At 56.9% G+C, this 17,456-nt stretch carries 17 protein-coding genes and 1 tRNA gene; 12 read left to right on the top strand and 6 right to left on the bottom strand.

Features of this window, described 5'->3' with window-relative positions; translation table 11 throughout:
• Positions 1-124 precede the first annotated feature (124 nt).
• Positions 125-661, bottom strand: coding sequence for a MarR family winged helix-turn-helix transcriptional regulator (locus CVS27_RS05605; RefSeq protein WP_243399848.1), 537 nt, complete (start codon positions 659-661; stop codon positions 125-127).
• 259 nt (positions 662-920) lie between these two features.
• Here CVS27_RS05605 and CVS27_RS05600 point away from each other — a divergent pair, with 259 nt between their 5' ends.
• From CVS27_RS05600 to CVS27_RS05565, 8 genes are all read left to right on the top strand, one after another.
• Complete coding sequence (locus CVS27_RS05600) at positions 921-1,874, top strand: cytochrome b/b6 domain-containing protein (protein ID WP_103464726.1); 954 nt, start codon at positions 921-923, stop codon at positions 1,872-1,874.
• 37 nt (positions 1,875-1,911) lie between these two features.
• Positions 1,912-3,048 carry an acyl-CoA dehydrogenase family protein gene (locus CVS27_RS05595; RefSeq protein WP_103464725.1) on the top strand — a complete coding sequence of 379 codons (1,137 nt, stop codon included), beginning with the start codon at positions 1,912-1,914 and terminating at the stop codon, positions 3,046-3,048.
• 18 nt (positions 3,049-3,066) lie between these two features.
• Positions 3,067-4,110: an enoyl-CoA hydratase/isomerase family protein gene (locus tag CVS27_RS05590; protein ID WP_243400067.1), complete on the top strand. Its 1,044-nt coding sequence runs from the start codon at positions 3,067-3,069 to the stop codon at positions 4,108-4,110.
• 64 nt (positions 4,111-4,174) lie between these two features.
• Positions 4,175-5,113: a 3-hydroxyisobutyrate dehydrogenase gene (gene mmsB, locus CVS27_RS05585; protein ID WP_207767449.1), complete on the top strand. Its 939-nt coding sequence runs from the start codon at positions 4,175-4,177 to the stop codon at positions 5,111-5,113.
• A gap of 61 nt (positions 5,114-5,174) precedes the next feature.
• The gene (locus CVS27_RS05580; protein ID WP_103464723.1) at positions 5,175-5,951 is read left to right on the top strand and encodes an enoyl-CoA hydratase; all 777 of its coding nucleotides are present in this window, start codon (positions 5,175-5,177) and stop codon (positions 5,949-5,951) included.
• Between the two features lie 172 nt (positions 5,952-6,123).
• Positions 6,124-6,200, top strand: a tRNA-Met gene (locus CVS27_RS05575).
• Positions 6,201-7,042: 842 nt separating this feature from the next.
• Positions 7,043-7,762, top strand: a complete 720-nt coding sequence (locus tag CVS27_RS05570; protein ID WP_133162886.1) for a hypothetical protein — start codon at positions 7,043-7,045, stop codon at positions 7,760-7,762.
• Positions 7,763-7,825: 63 nt separating this feature from the next.
• Positions 7,826-8,524, top strand: a complete 699-nt coding sequence (locus CVS27_RS05565; protein ID WP_103464721.1) for a DCL family protein — start codon at positions 7,826-7,828, stop codon at positions 8,522-8,524.
• A gap of 130 nt (positions 8,525-8,654) precedes the next feature.
• On the opposite strand, the gene CVS27_RS05560 is transcribed toward CVS27_RS05565, so the two are convergent.
• Genes CVS27_RS05560 through CVS27_RS05550 form a run of 3 tightly spaced genes read right to left on the bottom strand, consistent with a single transcriptional unit; the run spans position 8,655 to position 10,299 of the window.
• Entirely contained in the window at positions 8,655-9,110 is a 456-nt protein-coding gene (locus CVS27_RS05560; RefSeq protein ID WP_103464720.1) for a hypothetical protein, read from the bottom strand.
• 1 nt (position 9,111) lies between these two features.
• Entirely contained in the window at positions 9,112-10,014 is a 903-nt protein-coding gene (locus tag CVS27_RS05555; RefSeq protein WP_207767448.1) for a TIR domain-containing protein, read from the bottom strand.
• Positions 10,015-10,074: 60 nt separating this feature from the next.
• Entirely contained in the window at positions 10,075-10,299 is a 225-nt protein-coding gene (locus CVS27_RS05550) for a DUF2188 domain-containing protein (protein WP_103464719.1), read from the bottom strand.
• Positions 10,300-10,440: 141 nt separating this feature from the next.
• Here CVS27_RS05550 and CVS27_RS05545 point away from each other — a divergent pair, with 141 nt between their 5' ends.
• From CVS27_RS05545 to CVS27_RS05535, 3 genes are all read left to right on the top strand, one after another.
• The gene (locus tag CVS27_RS05545; RefSeq protein ID WP_133162885.1) at positions 10,441-11,277 is read left to right on the top strand and encodes a hypothetical protein; all 837 of its coding nucleotides are present in this window, start codon (positions 10,441-10,443) and stop codon (positions 11,275-11,277) included.
• Between the two features lie 312 nt (positions 11,278-11,589).
• Positions 11,590-12,495 (top strand): HamA C-terminal domain-containing protein, encoded by a 906-nt coding sequence (locus tag CVS27_RS05540; protein WP_103464717.1) that lies wholly within the window; start codon positions 11,590-11,592, stop codon positions 12,493-12,495.
• Complete coding sequence (locus CVS27_RS05535) at positions 12,471-14,603, top strand: DEAD/DEAH box helicase (RefSeq protein WP_103464716.1); 2,133 nt, start codon at positions 12,471-12,473, stop codon at positions 14,601-14,603. The genes CVS27_RS05540 and CVS27_RS05535 overlap by 25 nt, the downstream gene beginning before the upstream one ends.
• Positions 14,604-14,722: 119 nt before the next feature.
• On the opposite strand, the gene CVS27_RS20725 is transcribed toward CVS27_RS05535, so the two are convergent.
• Positions 14,723-16,255: a HEPN domain-containing protein gene (locus CVS27_RS20725; protein WP_165788258.1), complete on the bottom strand. Its 1,533-nt coding sequence runs from the start codon at positions 16,253-16,255 to the stop codon at positions 14,723-14,725.
• Between the two features lie 230 nt (positions 16,256-16,485).
• Here CVS27_RS20725 and CVS27_RS05525 point away from each other — a divergent pair, with 230 nt between their 5' ends.
• Entirely contained in the window at positions 16,486-16,935 is a 450-nt protein-coding gene (locus CVS27_RS05525; protein ID WP_133162883.1) for a hypothetical protein, read from the top strand.
• Positions 16,936-16,949: 14 nt separating this feature from the next.
• Here the strand turns inward: CVS27_RS05525 and CVS27_RS05520 are convergent, their stop codons facing one another.
• On the bottom strand, positions 16,950-17,321 hold the full coding sequence (locus CVS27_RS05520; RefSeq protein WP_133162882.1) for a helix-turn-helix domain-containing protein: 372 nt from the start codon (positions 17,319-17,321) through the stop codon (positions 16,950-16,952).
• Between the last annotated feature and the right edge of the window lie 135 nt (positions 17,322-17,456).

Here is a 17,456-nt window from a genome sequence, read left to right as displayed (position 1 = left end):
CCTACGTCGCCATCAACGACCCCAAACAACGAACTCAACAAAACGTCAATCTCTCTCAAACAGGTTGACAGATACCGTATGTGAGCGGGCGTTGCTGGGAAAGGCCCCGGATGTGAGCGGGCGTCTAGAGGGGGTCTGGGTATTGGACTGGGGCGGTGAAGTCCCCGGAGGCCTGGCGGAAACGGGCCAGGATTTGGGTCATCTGCACAAGGTCGGCCTGCGGGATCCCGGGCTGGGTAAAAACCTCTGCATTCAGCGCCGCCGTGGCTTCCTCAACCCGCGTCCGCCCGGCGACTGTCAGGACCACCAAGGTTGCCCGGCCGTCGGTTGGATGGGCCTCGCGCCGCACCAGCAGGTCCTTTTCCAGCCTGTCCACAACGCTTGTCACGGAGGTTGGGTGGACCTGGAGCCGGGCGCTGGCACTTGCCATCGGCAGGGCGCCGTCGCGCGTGAAGGACAGCAGGCGCAGCAGCTCGAGCCGAGCGTAGGAAAGACCCAGCGGTTTCAGCACGGAATCAACCCGGCTGTACATGATCTGGTGGGCCCGCATCACGGAGGAAAAGGCCGCCATGGCGTCGGCCGCATCAGCCCAGCCGTGGGCAATCCACTGACGCTTAGCTTCGGCAATGGGATCCATGGGCAGCGGAGAGGCGGGGGACACTGGGTCCTTTCGGGCTGTCGGAACAAGTGGGGTGCGGCCACAATCAACCGTCACAACAATTTACTTGGGATACCTAGTAAATGCTAGTACTCCCTAGTACTCTGGGGATTGGCCGCACGTGGCTGGATCTACTGTTACAGCCAATAGCAACATCATTCCCTTCACCTGTTACAAATAGAGACTGTTGCAAACGCAGGATAGTGAAACCGCCCAAGAGGCGGTGGTCCCTTGGAAGTTCTTGAAAGAGGTTTTTTAGACCATGTCGACACCCATCAATAAGCAGGCCAACGGCATTTCGGCACGGTGGAAGGCCCTGGGTCTGTGGGCCAAGGCTGCCGTGGTGGCTGCCGTTTTGGTGCTGGCCCTGCTGGTGGTGGTCCTGGCTGCACGCTGGTTGACCGGCATGGATTCGGTGAAGTCGTTCATGACCACCTACCCGGGGCAATCGGTATTGCCTGAAACAGCACCCGTGGGTATCCCGGCATGGCTGGGCTGGCAGCACTTCTTGAACATGTTCTTCCTGCTGCTGATTATCCGCTCAGGCTGGCAGGTCCGCACCACCAAGCGCCCGGCCGCGCATTGGGTGCGCAACAACAAGGGCCTGATCAAAACCAAGAACGCCCCCACCAAAATCAGCCTCGATTTGTGGTTCCACCTGACACTTGATGCGCTGTGGGTGCTCAACGGCTTCATCTTCATTGTGGTGCTGTTTGCCACGGGCCAGTGGATGCGTATTGTGCCCACCAGCTGGGACATCTTCCCCAACGCCATCTCCGCAGCCTTGCAGTACATGTCCCTGGATTGGCCCACCGAGCACGGCTGGGTCAACTACAACGCCCTGCAGCTGCTCACGTACTTCGTCACGGTCTTCATCGCCGCCCCGCTCGCCATCGCCACCGGCATCCGCATGTCAGGGGCCTGGCCCAAGAATGCCCGCACGCTGAACAAGATCTACCCCATCCAGGCGGCACGGGCCATCCACTTCCCGGTCATGCTCTACTTTGTGGCCTTCATCATTGTTCACGTCACGCTGGTTTTGGCCACAGGCGCCTTGCGCAACCTGAACCACATGTACACCTCCAGCGACGTTGTGAACTGGTGGGGATTTGGCATCTTTGCCTTGTCCCTGCTCGTCATGGCGGGCGCCTGGTTTGCCGCACGCCCACTCTTCCTTCGCCCCATCGCATCCCTGATGGGCAAGGTCACCAAATAAGCCAAACCCCCACCGGGGCAACGCATCAGGAGGCACCATGTACCAGCTCACGTCCGATCAAGAGGCGGTGGTGGAAATGGTGCGCGATTTTGCCACCACGGCCCTGGCCCCGCACACGGCCGATTGGGATGAAAACAAACACTTCCCCGTGGACGTGCTGGCCGAGGCTGGTGCCTTGGGCATGGGCGGGATTTATGTGGGCGAGGAGCACGGGGGCTCGGCACTGAGCCGCGCCGACGCCGTGCTGATCTTTGAAGAGCTGGCAGCTGTGGACCCCACCATCGCCGCCTACATCTCCATCCACAACATGGTGGCCTGGATGATCGATGCCTTCGGCAATGACACCCAGCGGGCCACGTGGCTGCCGGGCATCACCGCCATGACGGAGCTGACCAGCTACTGCCTTTCCGAACCGGGGGTTGGCTCCGATGCCGCGGCCATCACCACCTCAGCCGTGCTCGACGGCGAAGATTACGTTCTCAACGGCACCAAACAGTTCATTTCCGGGGCCGGGGCTGCCGCGTGGTACCTGGTCATGGTTCGCACAGCAGATCGAGGCAGCCGCGGGATCACCGCCGTCGTTGTTCCCCATGACGCACCCGGTCTGTCCTTCGGGGCCAATGAAAAGAAGATGGGCTGGCGGGCGCAACCCACCCGTCAGGTGGTGTTTAAGGATGTGCGGATTCCCGTGGCGAACCGGCTGGGGGCCGAGGGCGACGGTTTCGGCATTGCCATGAAGGGCCTCAATGGAGGCCGGGTCAACATTGGGGCCTGCTCCCTGGGTGGTGGCCGGGCGGCGCTGGAAAAGTCCATCGCCTATTTGAAGGAACGGCAGGCATTTGGCGGTCCGCTCATCGAAAAGCAGCACCTGCTCTTTGAAATTGCCCAGATGGACACCGATCTGGAAGTCTCCCGCACCATGCTCATGCGGGCCGCAGACGCCCTGGACACCGGCGCACCGGACACCGTCAAACTGTGCGCCATGGCCAAATTGGTGGCCACCGATGCCGGCTTCCAGGTGGCCAACCAGGCCCTTCAACTCCACGGCGGGTACGGATACCTGAGCGAGTACGGGCTGGAGAAACTGGTCAGGGACTTGCGGGTCCACCAGATCCTTGAGGGCAGCAATGAAATCATGCGCTTGATCGTGGGTCGTCTGGCCGTGGAGCGCTAAGCAATGGAGGATAGGTACATGGAGCACAATGACGTTCTACACCAGCAAACTGGCCAGCTGGGGCACCTGATTCTCAACCGCCCCGACGCCATGAATGCGCTCAATCCGGCCATGATTTCCACCCTTGCCCAGTGCCTGGATGAGTGGGAGGCTGACGACGCCGTTTCAACAGTTCTCATTTCCGGTGCCGGTGAGCGGGGCTTGTGCGCCGGCGGGGACATCGTCTCCATCTATCACGACGCCCGTACCGGCGGGGACACCAGCGAAACGTTTTGGCGCGATGAATACCATCTCAATGCCCGCATCAAACGCTACCCAAAACCCATTGTGACGTTCATGGACGGGGTGGTGCTGGGCGGGGGTGTGGGTATTTCGGCCCACGCGTCCCACCGGATTGTCACCGAGCGCTCCCGAATTGGCATGCCGGAGACCGGGATCGGCTTCGTCCCCGATGTGGGCGGCACGTATCTGCTCTCCCGCGCCCCCGGCGAACTGGGCACCCACGCGGCCCTGACCGCTGCCATGGTCAACGGCGCCGACGCCATCGCGATGGGTCTGGCCAGCCACTTTGTGGAATCGGCGTCGCTGGCCACGCTGGTGGACGAGCTGGCCGAGCGTAACGCAAGCTCCGCCGTCGCACGCTGGGGCCAAGCCGCACCGGAGTCCGCTTTGGCGCAGCAGCGCTGGTGGATTGATGAGGCGTACGCCCCTGATCGCGTGGAGACCATCCTTGCGCGCTTGTCCCGCGTGGGCGATCCGGCGGCGGATGCAGCGGCTGCCGCGATTGCTGCGAAGTCGCCCACGGCCGTGAGTGTCGCCCTTGCGGCGCTGCGGCGGGCGCGGGCACTGGGGACTTTGGAGGAGGCGTTGAACCAGGAGTTCAGGGTCTCGTTGCGGGCACTGCGCTGGCCGGATTTTGCCGAGGGCATCCGGGCGCAGCTGGTGGACAAGGACAGGAACCCGGCCTGGTCCCCGGCAGCCCTGGCGGACGTGCCGGAAGACGTGGTGGCGGAGGCGTTTGCCAGCCTGGGTGAGCGGGAACTGGGCTTGCTGGCGCCCTAGCTGGTTTTGGCACTGAACTTTTGGCACTGATTTTTCGGCAGGGATGACAAGAAAGGAAACAACCATGAGCGAGGAATCGATGGCGGGACGTGATGCCAAGGTTGCCTTCATTGGGCTGGGGCACATGGGCGGGCCCATGGCGGCAAATTTGGTGGCTGCGGGCTATCCGGTGACCGGCTTTGATGTGGTGCCGGCAGCGCTTGCCGCGGCGCACACAGCCGGTGTCGTGGTGGCCTCATCCGCTTCCGGGGCGGCGCTCGGGGCCGATGTCATCATCACCATGCTGCCCGCCGGCAAGCATGTATTTGCCGCATTTGAGGGGGAGGGGCCCGGCGGTGGTTTGCTGGCGGCTGCCAAACCCGGGGCGTTGTTTTTGGAATGCTCCACCATCTCGGTGGAGGACGCCCGCACGGCCCACGAGATGGTGGTGGCCAGCGGGCACCGGGGCCTGGATGCGCCGGTTTCCGGCGGTGTTGTGGGGGCCGAGGCCGGGACACTGACGTTCATGGTGGGAGGTTCCGAGGAAGATTTCGCGGCCGCCGGCCCGATCCTCGAGGTCATGGGCAGGCGCATTGTGCTGTGCGGCGGGCCCGGCTCCGGCCAGGCTGCCAAGGTGTGCAACAACATGATCCTGGGCGTGTCCATGATCGCCGTGAGTGAAGCATTTGTGCTGGGCGAAAAGTTGGGCCTGAGCCACCAGGCGTTGTTCGATGTGGCGGCCAACGCCTCCGGCCAATGCTGGTCGCTGACCACCAACTGCCCCGTCCCCGGCCCCGTTCCAACAAGCCCCGCCAACCGCGACTATCAACCCGGGTTCGCCGGTGCCCTCATGGCTAAGGACCTGGGGCTGGCCGTTGAAGCGCTCAATGCCACGGGAGTGGACGCGGTGCTGGGCAGGGCTGCCGAGGAAATCTACCGTGAATTCGCCCTAGGTGGCGGGGCCGGAACCGACTTTTCCGGCATCATCAACACCATCAGGGACGCCACCGGCGGCGTTGACTGAGGTCCACGCCGGCCTGCTCTTTGCTTTTCAAACCATGTGAACTGAACGGAACCCCTCCACCATGACCCAGCACTCCTTGATCCTGACCGAACAACACGGCCGCGTGGGACTGATAATGCTCAACCGGCCCGAGGCCCTGAACGCCCTGAGCGATGCCATGGGCCATGAAATACTGGCCGCCGCCCGTGCGTTCGACGCCGATCCCGGCATTGGTGCCATGGTCATCACCGGCTCCTCCCGCGCCTTTGCTGCCGGGGCTGACATCAAGGAGATGGCAGAAAAGTCATCCGTGGAGATGTACCAGTCCAACTGGTTCTCCGTATGGGATGAGTTGGCACGGGTCCGCACCCCCATGATTGCCGCCGTGGCGGGCCACGCCCTGGGCGGCGGTTGTGAGCTCGCCATGATTGCTGATTTCATCATTGCCGCCGACAACGCCAAGTTTGGCCAACCCGAAATCAAGTTGGGCGTGATCCCCGGCATGGGCGGTTCGCAGCGGCTCACCCGCGCCATTGGCAAGGCCAAGGCTATGGAAATGGTGCTGACGGGCCGTGTCATGGGTGCTGTGGAGGCCGAACAGGCGGGCCTAGTGGCCCGGGTGGTGCCCGTGGACTCGCTGCTGGAGGATGCGCTGGCCACGGCCGCTGTCATCGCCGGCATGTCCAAGCCCGTAGCCATGATCGCCAAGGAAGCAGTCAATGCGGCTTTCGAGACCACCCTCGCCGAAGGCGTCGTGCGCGAGCGGCGGGGCATTTACGCCTGCTTCGCCACTGAGGACCAAAAGGAAGGCATGGCGGCGTTCACCGAGAAGCGCGCCGCCGAGTTCAAGCACCGCTAAGCCGGCGCCGGAACCGGCATTTTCCGGCGACTATCCGACGCGTCGGCCGCGGGCGGCCTTTGGCGTCTCCTTTACGTCGCCTACAAAAATACCGACTCCGGCGCCTCTCATGTGGGTCAGTAGCCTCTCGAGTTGGTGTTTGGGCCAAACACATGTACTGTTGAGGACGCAACGCGGGGTGGAGCAGTTCGGTAGCTCGCCGGGCTCATAACCCGGAGGTCACAGGTTCAAATCCTGTCCCCGCAACCAGATGAGGAAAACCCTCGGCCTAACGGCCGGGGGTTTTTCGTTTTCCCGCCGCAAAGAGGGCCAGCAAATCAGCAGCGGCCGGACACGCGCGGCCCGCGAGATGCCACATGAAATTCGCCATTGGTGGATGTCGAATCGACCATTTCCACAGGGGACAAAGCTATTTCGGATGCATTGACCACGAAGAAAACCTCCGAGCCTGTTCACGAGTTGAGTTCGGAGCCGGGCATGTCAAGGCCAAACGGCAGGCGCGTTCCCACACTGATCCCCTTGCGATTTCCGACGGTTCGCCGGCATTATTGAACAGTTGCTCCCACTTCGCCCTAGCGGTGCCAAGGACACGGACATCGGCGACCGTGGGAAAGCGCCTCGCTTTGCTGACTGTCCAGGGCCTGAGGAGTTTGTAATATTCGGCTGAAAGAGGCCCTGTCACTATCGGACTGTTCTATCAGCATTCCCACTGGCTACGGACGATTTGCTGTCTTTTTGCGAAGGGGCTATCGCGGCCCTGTCACACTATTCTCGAGGGAGAAACCACGACGCCGGTAAGCTTCAGCTACACAGGCTGAGGCAGGTGAATAGGAACTCGTACCAAGTAAGTGGGGATCCTATGGAAGTAGGCACCATGACAGAGCAGCTTCTTCCTGAACCTGGCGAGTTGTGGGCTTACCGAAAACGCGACGACGCGCCGTCTGAGCAAGTTCTTGTCCTCAGGGTCACGCAAGACAAACGCAAAGTCAGAATCGAGTTTGAGTTCGTTGACGGCGTTAATGCCGGTCAGACCCAGTCTGTGTCTGGAAGTCGACTGCCAACACTGTGACGTCGAAGCGTACGACCGCCTCATGGCCAACTGGCAGCGCCTCGATGCCGAGGGTATCGACGAGGTTGAGGAATACGCCTGCGATGTGGTCTATGAACACCTAGTCGCAAGCGACATCGCCGAGGTATTCACTGGAGGGCGCGCCAAGAACGGACTCGAGGTGAAAGTTATCCCGGCGCTTGGGCTGCTCCTAGGCCGCCCAATGTCCGACCTGTTGGAGCGCATCGCATGGTTCGAACTCAATGGCGTCCTCATTTTGTCTCCGACCGGTTGCCTTGACGTGGCAGCTGCCGTTAGTCAAGAGAATCCTGACCCGATCTTGGAATATGTCATGGCCGAGGAAACCAAGTTGCGGGAATATTGCAAAAATGGCCGCACATACGAAAGGAGCCGCGGCCAAGAAGACCGCTCGGCGTCACCTGAGTGGGAATACCACTACTATCTGAAACACATCAAGCCGGTCCATGAACTACTTCGCCAGTTGTGCGGGTATCGGGCGGTCTCGGCGCACGAACGCCTCGTTGCTGCCGAAGCTGAGGCGAGGCGGCTTGACCTTCTGCTGGCTCATGCCATCGACGTGTTGAGGGGGAGCGACAAGCGTGTTTTTGCTACTCACCTCGAGGAGGAACATGAGCGTAGACGTATTCTGCCGCACAGGGTCCGACCCGTTCCTGACCGGCCGCTGGAACCATGGGAAATACCAGTGATCGAAGTCCCTACCCGTCGACGATGGGGATGGTAGCTGGGGTAGTTTGGCTGACCCACGTAGGATGCTGCTAAACATAGATTCGCTGGAGGGACTCTCATGGCCGCTCAACCTGTCGCATTCGGAAGTTACAACTTTCCATCCGTCAACAAGGCAAAACTTGAATGCAATCGCATTCGCGACAAGTACATTCCCAACGGCCGAGTGCTCGGCTCGGACGACGATGCATTCTTTCGGGCTCTGGTCGAGGAGCATCGGCATCGCGACGAGAAGATCGGTAAGGGGATCGAGTATTTTCAGGTTGCCCCGACGAAGTCCTTGCGTGCCCGATCTGGCAACTTCGGCGTCTGGATTAAGCAAGTCGGTGTCGAGGAACTCGTTGACTTCGGCTACGGCGGTGTCATTGAGGGAATCCCTGACGCAGGTGGATCGCGACAGGAGATGAACCGCGTGGATCGGGCGCTTAGGGGCGCCATTAGGCCCGCGACCGACAGGTTCTTAGCTGAGCAGAAGGCGTCGGGCGCTCCGTTGCTGTCGTGTCTGAGCGGGGCTGTGCTCGATTCCAGTGGAAGCATCGACGTCGTGCACGACTCGCCGCGATGGGGTCAGTTAGTTCGGGACTTCACGGCACTGTCCGGTGGACTTTCGCAAATTGAGACCGATCGTCTGGACCGCTCCCTTGGTGAGGTTCTTGTCGACGAAAAAGTTCAAGAGTCTTGGACGAGCTTTCATGAAGAACATGCCGTTCTTGGATTGGCAACTCCTGAGGAGAACGCTGCGAGACCCCGCTTGGCTTAGCAGCACGGAAAAATAGTCGCGCGGGCACCTTTCGTACAGCACAGCCCCATTCGTCAGGGGTAGTTGATCGCGTCAGGGCAAACCATATGGACCTGCGCGAGCGGCTATCTCAGACACTTCATCCGCAGATCTAGACGGCGAATTGTTGGCCACAAATTAGGCAATGAACTGGGCCGAGATGGTCATCAGGAATCTTCAGCGGTTCCCACGGATGGCAGGGCGGCTGGACAATGAGCATGTCGTTTGGTTCGGTCAGGCTATCTGGTGTGGGCTCATCGTTCGGACCGGGCTTGTATGTCCAGCCTTTCATTCCTCGGAACGCATCCTTAAGGCCGTGTTCCACTTCTTCATGCAAGTGAGACATTATGAACTGCTCCTGAAATTCCACCTGTGTCTGTGTCCACCACTGATCGGGCAAGGCGGATTCCCCGCAAAGAGGGCAGAAATATACAGATGGATCAATCTCGCCCAGGGGACGGTCATCAGTTGGTCCGTCGTGCCATTTGAATTCATGTTCACAGTGCGGGCACTCGCGCCGTATGAATCCGTCATCGTCCAAGGGAACTTCTATCGAGTAGCTGCTCATCTCATCCCACCGTATCTACGAAGGCTTCCTCGCGGACTGCTTGGCCATCTGCTGTGCGACCGGTGATGACCACGTCGAATTGAGACTCAGACCCACCGAAAGTTCGGGCCACATACATGTGGAAACTCTTACCTGCTGGGAGGCGAGTTACCGGACCGTCCCCATGGACCATGAGACCTGGCATATCCGGCACCTCGACAGACACGTCAAATACCGGCTCCGTGCCACGGTTTATGATTTCAATTCGATCGCTGTCCCCGCTGCGTCGGTGATACCTAGCATCCAAACGGATCCCCGGCGTAGCGGTCGAGCTTGGCACACGTCGTCCGAGCGGCAGACCACCTCCGGCTGGAGGAGGCGGAGTGAAATCCCCAACCCGCAACCAATCTGCGCCCTCGAGATTCACTGCGCAGCCCGCCGTTTTGAGCCTTTGGGCCAGATCCTTACGCTTCGACGCGTCGTTGCTCATTCGAATTGCATGACGCCCGGCTACGTCGCTAAAAGGTCTTACAGAGCCCAGTTCCACCAGAACGGTGCGCTGAGCGTTTCGCCCGATAGCCATGCCAGCTTCAAAGAGGACGTTTGGTCGTGCCTGGGGCGCGGGCTGGGTTTCCGTATCTGTAGGGCCATGGCCGTATGCAGGCTGCAGGTATGCAACTTCGTCCGGCGTCATTAGGACGACAACGGCTTGGGCTTTGTTGAAGGCAACGTCGAGAACCTCGCCAATATAGGGCGAGGCATGCTCCGTCCATTGCAGGGCCTCTTCCCATTCGATGGGTTTGAGCCCTATCGAGCGGAGAAAATCAAACATTGCGTCACGTGCTTCGCTGTTTCGCCCGTGAACGACGAAAACGCGCTCAGCTTGCTGGCGGTCGCCGGGAGTGCCAGAACTTGGTGTGGTCAAAGGAATCTTCCTTATGGTCGGAGGCGGATGGAACCTGTATTGACCTGCAGGTAAGGATGCTCAGCCCTTTGGCGGGTTGGGATCGTTGCCATATGAATTCCGTTCACCAATCGTGCCATTGACCTTCTTTACGATGTGTTCCACCTTGCGATCTTGAGCCATCCGGCGACCCTCGGCTTGGGCCACTCGCTTGGTCTCGGCCGTGTTTGACGCGCGAGAATTGCCTTGCACACGGTTCTTCCACTGGCCGTTTTCGTAGTACGTTTCGACGTTTTCATTCGCCATGGTGTTGCCTCCTATGCCGTTGGCGGACGCGAGTCGTCCGTCAATCCACAAGCTAGCAGGAGCCACTGACAAACTGAGCCGGTAGTAGCGATATGGCGAGATTTGCCATTGAATGACAGGGTGTCTGGAAAATATGAACCCTTGAATCAGCAGCAACGTGAAGTCCTTCAATGGGTGGCCGACGGGTGCCCAGAGGATGCTTGGAGCGGCGATGCTCATAAGCTGGCAGCCCGTGCCCTGGCCAACCGCGACCTAATTGTCACCAAGCGTCAGCAGGGCCGTTGGTTCGCAGAGATGTTGCCAGGCGGCCTACATTACCTGGCCAATGGCACCTTCGATCCAGCCGTTGTCGCTCGCTATGAACAACTGTTCCCCGGGCGTAGTGGCCCCGAGCGGGCAAGAGGCTCGATAAATAGCGGGAAAGATTCAAAGGCCCGGCAGCCCGAGAGCCTGCCAAGACAGACTGCGTCCGCATCGTCACAAAGCACCATAAAGACTCGCCGAAAACCGTCGGCTGACACCGAGCGAGCATCACCTGAGATTGCACCAACGGATGCCGACGGCCCAGTTGGAAACGTCGTCGCATCGACTGCTACGCAGCAGGTGCGGCATCATATCCACAGTGCTGTCAGGCCGCTCCGCGATGCCAAGGTCTTGGCCCACATAACAAAAGACCACCAAGCCCGGGCGCTGACCTTACTGAGCGACCTTGCCCGAGGAGCGGAAGCCCGCGGCTTCACCGTCACCGGTCGCAAGACTCAAGTCACGACCGGATATGTACCGAGCTATCAACGGGAGAAGGTGCTCATCTATCTGGATGCTGGCGGCTGGCCAGTCGGCATCGATATCCTCCAACACCAAACCCGGACGAAGCACGTGCCGACCAAAGACGTGTGCCATACGCGATCCATTCGGATCCTCTTGCCGAAACCCATCGAATACTTCAGCGAGGCTTGGGTCGATGGGCTCTGCATTTGAATCCAAGGAAAAGGGCAACATGGCCTAACTCTATGTCCCAGATGGTAGCGGCCGGTAACTGTGCCCCAAATTTTTTTGCAACACTCTTTTCACGGGATACTGGTTCGAACGACGCTCTCGAAATCAAGGCAATTCAAGGGCATAGAGATGGCTAGTGACGGATTCATAACGTTTATTGTGCTGCCTGCGTTGCGTGACCGCAGTCGTCGATGGAAGCTGTAGATTTCGGATCATCGACGAGTTGATGAGCATGTTTCGATACCGCGACTCGGCTGATCGGGATGGCAAAAATCCTGGCATGGAGATGACTAGGTGAAAGATGGGGAAATGTCGGATGACACACCGGGCTCAGTTCTGAATGTAGTCGTGCACAACGTTGAGGATAAAATATCTCTACTAGGTGTATGCGCCGGGCATGAAGATAAAAAATGGCGATATGACGCTCTGTCACGAGACCTGATGGAATGGGCCGCCGATTGGGTACTAACCTATGAGGAAAAATCCAGTTTCACTTCGAGCAATGCTATGTCACTGATCTCCAAGACATTATCAAGAATCTACACTAGCGCCAAAAAAGATAGCCGAGGTGAAATTGGAGAACTTCTACTTCACATCATCCTGCGTAAGCATCTGAACAGCGAACAGGCTATTACGCGTATCTATTTCAAAGACGCTCCAAATATGACAGTCAACGGATTTGATGCAGTTCATATTGTTGAGCGAAAAGTAGTAGACGAAAATGAATCAGATCTTGAGCTGTGGCTCGGAGAATCAAAGTTTTACGTCGATAGCTATGATGCTGTAAGAGCTGTCATAGCTGAATTGAATGATCATTTAGATACGGACTACCTCCGCACCGAATTTGCCGCCATATCCGACAAGGTATCGCCGGCATGGAGTCATTCCACGCAGATCAAGGCACTCCTAGCAAGAGAAGTATCGCTCGATGCGGTTTTTGCAAGTGTTGTTATTCCAGTATTTATTACCTTTGATAGTGAAATTACGGCTGGTCACGATATCTCATCATCGGATTACATCGCAGAAATTAGAGATAATCTTGAAAGTGAGTGGAGTAAATTCAAGATTAAATTAGAAGGTCAAACACTTCCGCGAGAAGTCAGAATTTGCCTAATCTTGCTTCCGATGGCGACGAAGAGAGAACTTGTTTCCGCCTTCGATGAAAGGTTGAAAGCATGGCAGTTAGCATCGAAGTTCTGAAGACCGCCCTAGCCACCCCCAATCTAATGGGGAATGAATTTTCAATTTTGGCGGATATTGCTTCCCTAAAATCGATTCACGGCAATATTCCCGAAATTCAAGATCTTGTGATCCGGGCACTTGATAGGCATGTTGAATTCCATGCGGAGCTGCCACTTCTCATGTCATTAGCTCGAGACCAGGGCCTTTTCCCATACATCGACAGTATTGATTCAGACTTACTTTCTTTGCCAGATCTAATTGCCCTAGAGATGCATAGACCAGAAGGTCTGGAAAATGTCGTGTTTCACAGGGTTCAGGCGGAAGTCTATAGGAAGCTGATGAGCGGAGAGAATGTTATTCTTTCTGCGCCAACAAGTTTTGGTAAAACGCTCATCATTGATGCGCTAATAGCCTCCGGCAACTACAAGAATGTAGTGATTATAGTACCAACCATTGCTCTAATCGATGAGATTCGTCGCCGATTGTCTCAGAAATTCCATGACTTCAAAATCATCACCCATCCGGGTCAAGCACATGGGGAACGAAATCTCTTTGTTCTGACCCAGGAACGTTTTCTTGCATTGGAGGACGCGCCAAATCCCGATCTGTTCTTCGTCGATGAGTTTTATAAATCAAATGACCAGTCGGTTCGGGCTGACCTGCTCAATCAGGCGATATATCGCTTAATGAAGACAGGCGCTCAGTATTATTTTGCCGCTCCGACGATTCAAGAGCTTTCGGCCTTCTTGCCGCAAGACTTGAGGGCTGCTCTGATAGTAACCGACTACTCGACGGTTGCCGCGGACACGTATCGGATTAATCCTCGTTCCAATGAGGAGCGAAGGGCGGAAATTCAGCGAATTCTGAAGGAGATTGACGGCCCTACCCTCATTTACTGCAAGAGCCCCCACCGAGCTCGAGAGGTGTCTGAATGGCTTCGTGAAGACGCGCCTGACGGGGGTTACGGAGCCGGGATGCCTGATGCGGCAGATTGGCTTGAAGATAATTTTAGTGATCAATGGAGTCTGCCTAAGTCCCTCCGTCTAGGATTTGGACCTCATCATGGGAAACTACCGCGGTGGCTTGGACCATTGCTTGTGAGAGGTTTCGAAGAAGGTAGTTTGGGTGTATTGGTTTGCACGAGCACCCTTATCGAGGGTGTAAACACGCAGGCCAAGGGAATCATAATTCTGGACAAGAATATTGCGAAGAAGGCTTATGACTACTTCACATTTGCCAATATTCGCGGGCGAGGGGGGAGGATGTTGAAACATTTCATTGGAAAGATTTATCTTTTTAACGCTCCGCCATTATTCGAACTCCCAAGCATTGACATTCCGGGGCTCAGCCAAAGTGATTCTGCCTCTGACGGCCTGCTGCTATCTATAGATGACATTGATCGAACCGAGAGAGCGAAAGAAAGACTCCGTGAGGTACTGAGTCAGTCTTTTCTCAGCGAAAATACTATGAAGCTCAATCAGGGAGTAGACCCACATGCGCAGATTGAGCTGGCCAAGTATCTAGCTACTGCTTCGGTTACCAGCCTCGGGAAATTACTATGGAATAGTGCTGCTCCAAAATATCCTGAACTACTAGCAGTGGTCAATCTCGTCTGGGAATTCATTCCTCCCCTTGGACTGCAATCCCACGGTGTGACTTCGGCAAAGCAATTGACATTATTCACGCAGCGAATGGCTGGAGTGGACGGTGACACTAAAGATCTCATCGCCGTTCTGGCTGGTGAACCCGATGGTCAAAGGGCTTACGACAAGAAGATTGAGGAGACTTTTGATTTTATTCGTTTCTGGATCGAACATAACCTCCCGGCCCTGATTCGTGCTGTTGACAGGATCGCAAAAGAGGTCCTTACCTCGAGAGGAATCCAACCTGGCAGCTATGAGGCATTCGCTTCCAGAATGGGGCATGGTTTCCTGCCCCCGCTAGCTTTGACTGCTGAAGAATATGGAATTCCTTCCAAGGTAACGAAGAAGCTTGTGGCAGGATTACCTGCGTTTAAGAACCTTGATGGCCTGCTGCACTACTTCAAGAATCTGGATCAACGTAAAGTGGCCGTCCTAACGGATTTTGAGCGTCGGCTCATGGACAACGCCTTGTCAGACTTGTAACCAGTTTTAGCACACCCTTGTATGACCTCACAGGTATATTTTCCGAGGTGGAAACTACAATGGGGTCTGTTCAGCTGATCCTCGTAATGACGTATCGGTGTCACTGGTGCGAATACCCGTCAGTGCTCGAGTAGAAGTCGTTTGCTGCGATCCTCGGAGCTGATAGAGAGCAGATCTGGACGTTCTCTATAGAGCCTGCGCAGGCAGTCGATGGCAATGCTGATCGTTCGTTGACGGTATTCCCAGGATTTGCTAGCAGCGGGTTCCTTTGCGCCGTGGACGAGTCTGCTCCGGATGCCGTACAGATTCGCTAGTTCTTTCTGTAACTCGAGGCGCTTCTCCATGTCATCGGGCTCCAAGAGTTTAGCCAAGGCACCAGTTACTCTGAACGCTGTCTCAGTCGTGGTGCCGAAGGCATTTTCCCAGACAATGAGCGCATCGATGAAGGCGTCGTTGGAATCTGCACGTTGAGAGGCAGCGCTTAATAGCCGTTTCATTGCGATATTTAGCGAGTCAGGGTGTTTGGTACCAATTAGGCTATGCCATTCTTTGATCTCGTCGAACTTTGTTTGCGGGATAATGTAACTGGCCGGCTGGCGCTGGTCCATAGTCCACGTTGCAGATCCGCCCGGTTGTGTTGGATTAAAAATAAACCGGGACACTTCGACGGACCCAAGATACTCCTCCCCCTCAGAGCAGAGAAGGATAGCTAGTCGCACTTGATCGAGACTATGTTGAAAGGCTCGATGCGATTCTTCAAAGCGGGGTCCGTACTTTTGGTACGTCTTGTGCCACTTGTCATCGGTGGGGTCGAAGTTTGATATATCAAGGATCTGCAATGGAAATGTTGTCTCGAAGACGGTGGTAACTAAGTTGCTGCTGTTCAGTAGTAGATCACGCTCGAGATCGGAGATCTTGCGGATGATGCCTGAAGCGAGCTCGATTTGCTGGCCATCTTCAAGTTGAACACCGCTCAGACCAACGATCGCCGGAACGTGAACAGGCTTCTTGGTGGCTAGCTTGCGAAAGGCGTTGAGGGACACGGCCAGCTCACGCATCAAGCCATCATGGGTCAGTTCGCCGTCAGACAATCGAGTCCGGAGTACTGCATCGAGCAGGAGGCTGCCGAACACTCCCATCATCTGATGCGACCCGCCACTTCCAGCGTTGAGAGTCCATACAGCCTGGACGTCTATCCACTTTGTCCAGTCGGCTGCGTCTTCGGGCACGGTAAGGCTCGGGAAGAGCGGCCTTAGCGTTTCGTCGTTGGCAAAGTTACGGTGGAGGGTAGCCAATTCGGGATGTTGGTAGATGCCGACCGGTCCGCTTGACATCCAAAACGTCCTTGGCCCCTCGGCCGGTGGAGGGAGCAGGTACGTCGGCCACATGTCGTGAGCAATCGCGCGTAGTGACTGAAGGACCGGATCAGTGCTCGATGGCACATCGCCAAGGGAACCGCCGCATAGTGTGCGTATCTGATTCGCAAAGCCCATTTTCTGTTCCGGCAGATACTGCGAAAAGCGAGTCGCGGTATTGAATGATGCTTGGATATGGTTGCCATCGCCGCCCTCGTTAGGTCCAGGAGTTCCGATATCCGTCAGAAGGACCTGTAACTCCGGAGCGGTGGCGTTAAGGCCATCTGAGAGACTCACATTTTCTGAAATGGCAAGAACGTACCGCAGAAACGGTTCACCGTATGAAGAGACTAGGGTTTGGTGGCTTGGTTGCATAAAATTCCTCATCACTCGCTGCCGAATGCTGTCCGTAGTATGGCACACTGCGATTATTCTGTTAACTGCTGACGGTATCTGGTGGACGTGTTCATGCTCGTAAGATTCAATCGTTGGTGTCATGCTACGGCCAGAAAGCCGAGTACCAATGCATGCCACGCGACGCCGTCGATACATACTGCTCCCGCCACCATCAGCTGTATGAAATTTGGACTGAGAAGAAGTTACTGCTCTCCTGCATCAGCGCCATCAAGCAATGGGAGATTCACAACTACTGCCTCAGCGCTGACAATCTGTCGGATCTGGAATTGCGCCAACAATTCCAGGCCGTCCCGATCTACGACTTGTCCCAACCCAATCGGGCAGGCAAGGCGTACGCCGAGCTCCTGGAACAGATCGATATCCAGCAACGCCTTGCTGCTATGGCTCCAGTAGAGGTGACTCGCGCACAAAGGCGCCGGGGTGATGCCTCCAACGTGCGCACCAGGGTCGTAGCCAATCCCCACATCGACTGCGACAAGTTCAGCCGGATTTACTTCGAAATGGCCGACCGGATCGTGAGGGAAAGAAACGAAGCCAAAGACAAGTCAGAGCAGTACTAGGGGCGGGCACTCGACTATTCACGGGTCCGATCTTTAGCCCGCATCTCGACGCTAGCCACGATGAGCTGCCGCCGGATGCTTTCGCGGGGGAGTGACAGTTCCTTGGCAACGGCCGCGATAGACATACCTGACGTATATGAGGTCGCAGCCTTTTCAACTTCTCGTTCCGTCAATGGTTCACGTCCAACCCGGCCGCCAGCCCGTCGCGCCGCCCGGCTGACAGTCAGTCTGTGGACACCAAATTTTGCCGCCACATCCTTGGCGGTGACGCCGGCCAGGTACATGGCGACAACCTGTGTTTCCTCGTCAGCGTTCAGTAGATGCTGCCGAGGTGACGCTGTAGCGCCATCTTCCGCTAGATCTAGGGATAGTTCGTCAGCCGTCACTTTACAGAGGTCAGCCGACAGGCGCTGCATAGTTTTTAAGTCAGCACTCGAAAGGGCAACCAGATGAGGAAAACCCTCGGCCTAACGGCCGGGGGTTTTTCGTTTTCCCGGCCCAGAAACCCGCCCGCAAATCAG

Origin of the sequence: Arthrobacter glacialis, from assembly GCF_002909445.1 — a bacterium.
Taxonomy (GTDB): domain Bacteria; phylum Actinomycetota; class Actinomycetes; order Actinomycetales; family Micrococcaceae; genus Specibacter; species Specibacter glacialis.
This window is presented reverse-complemented; position numbering and strand designations above follow the sequence as displayed.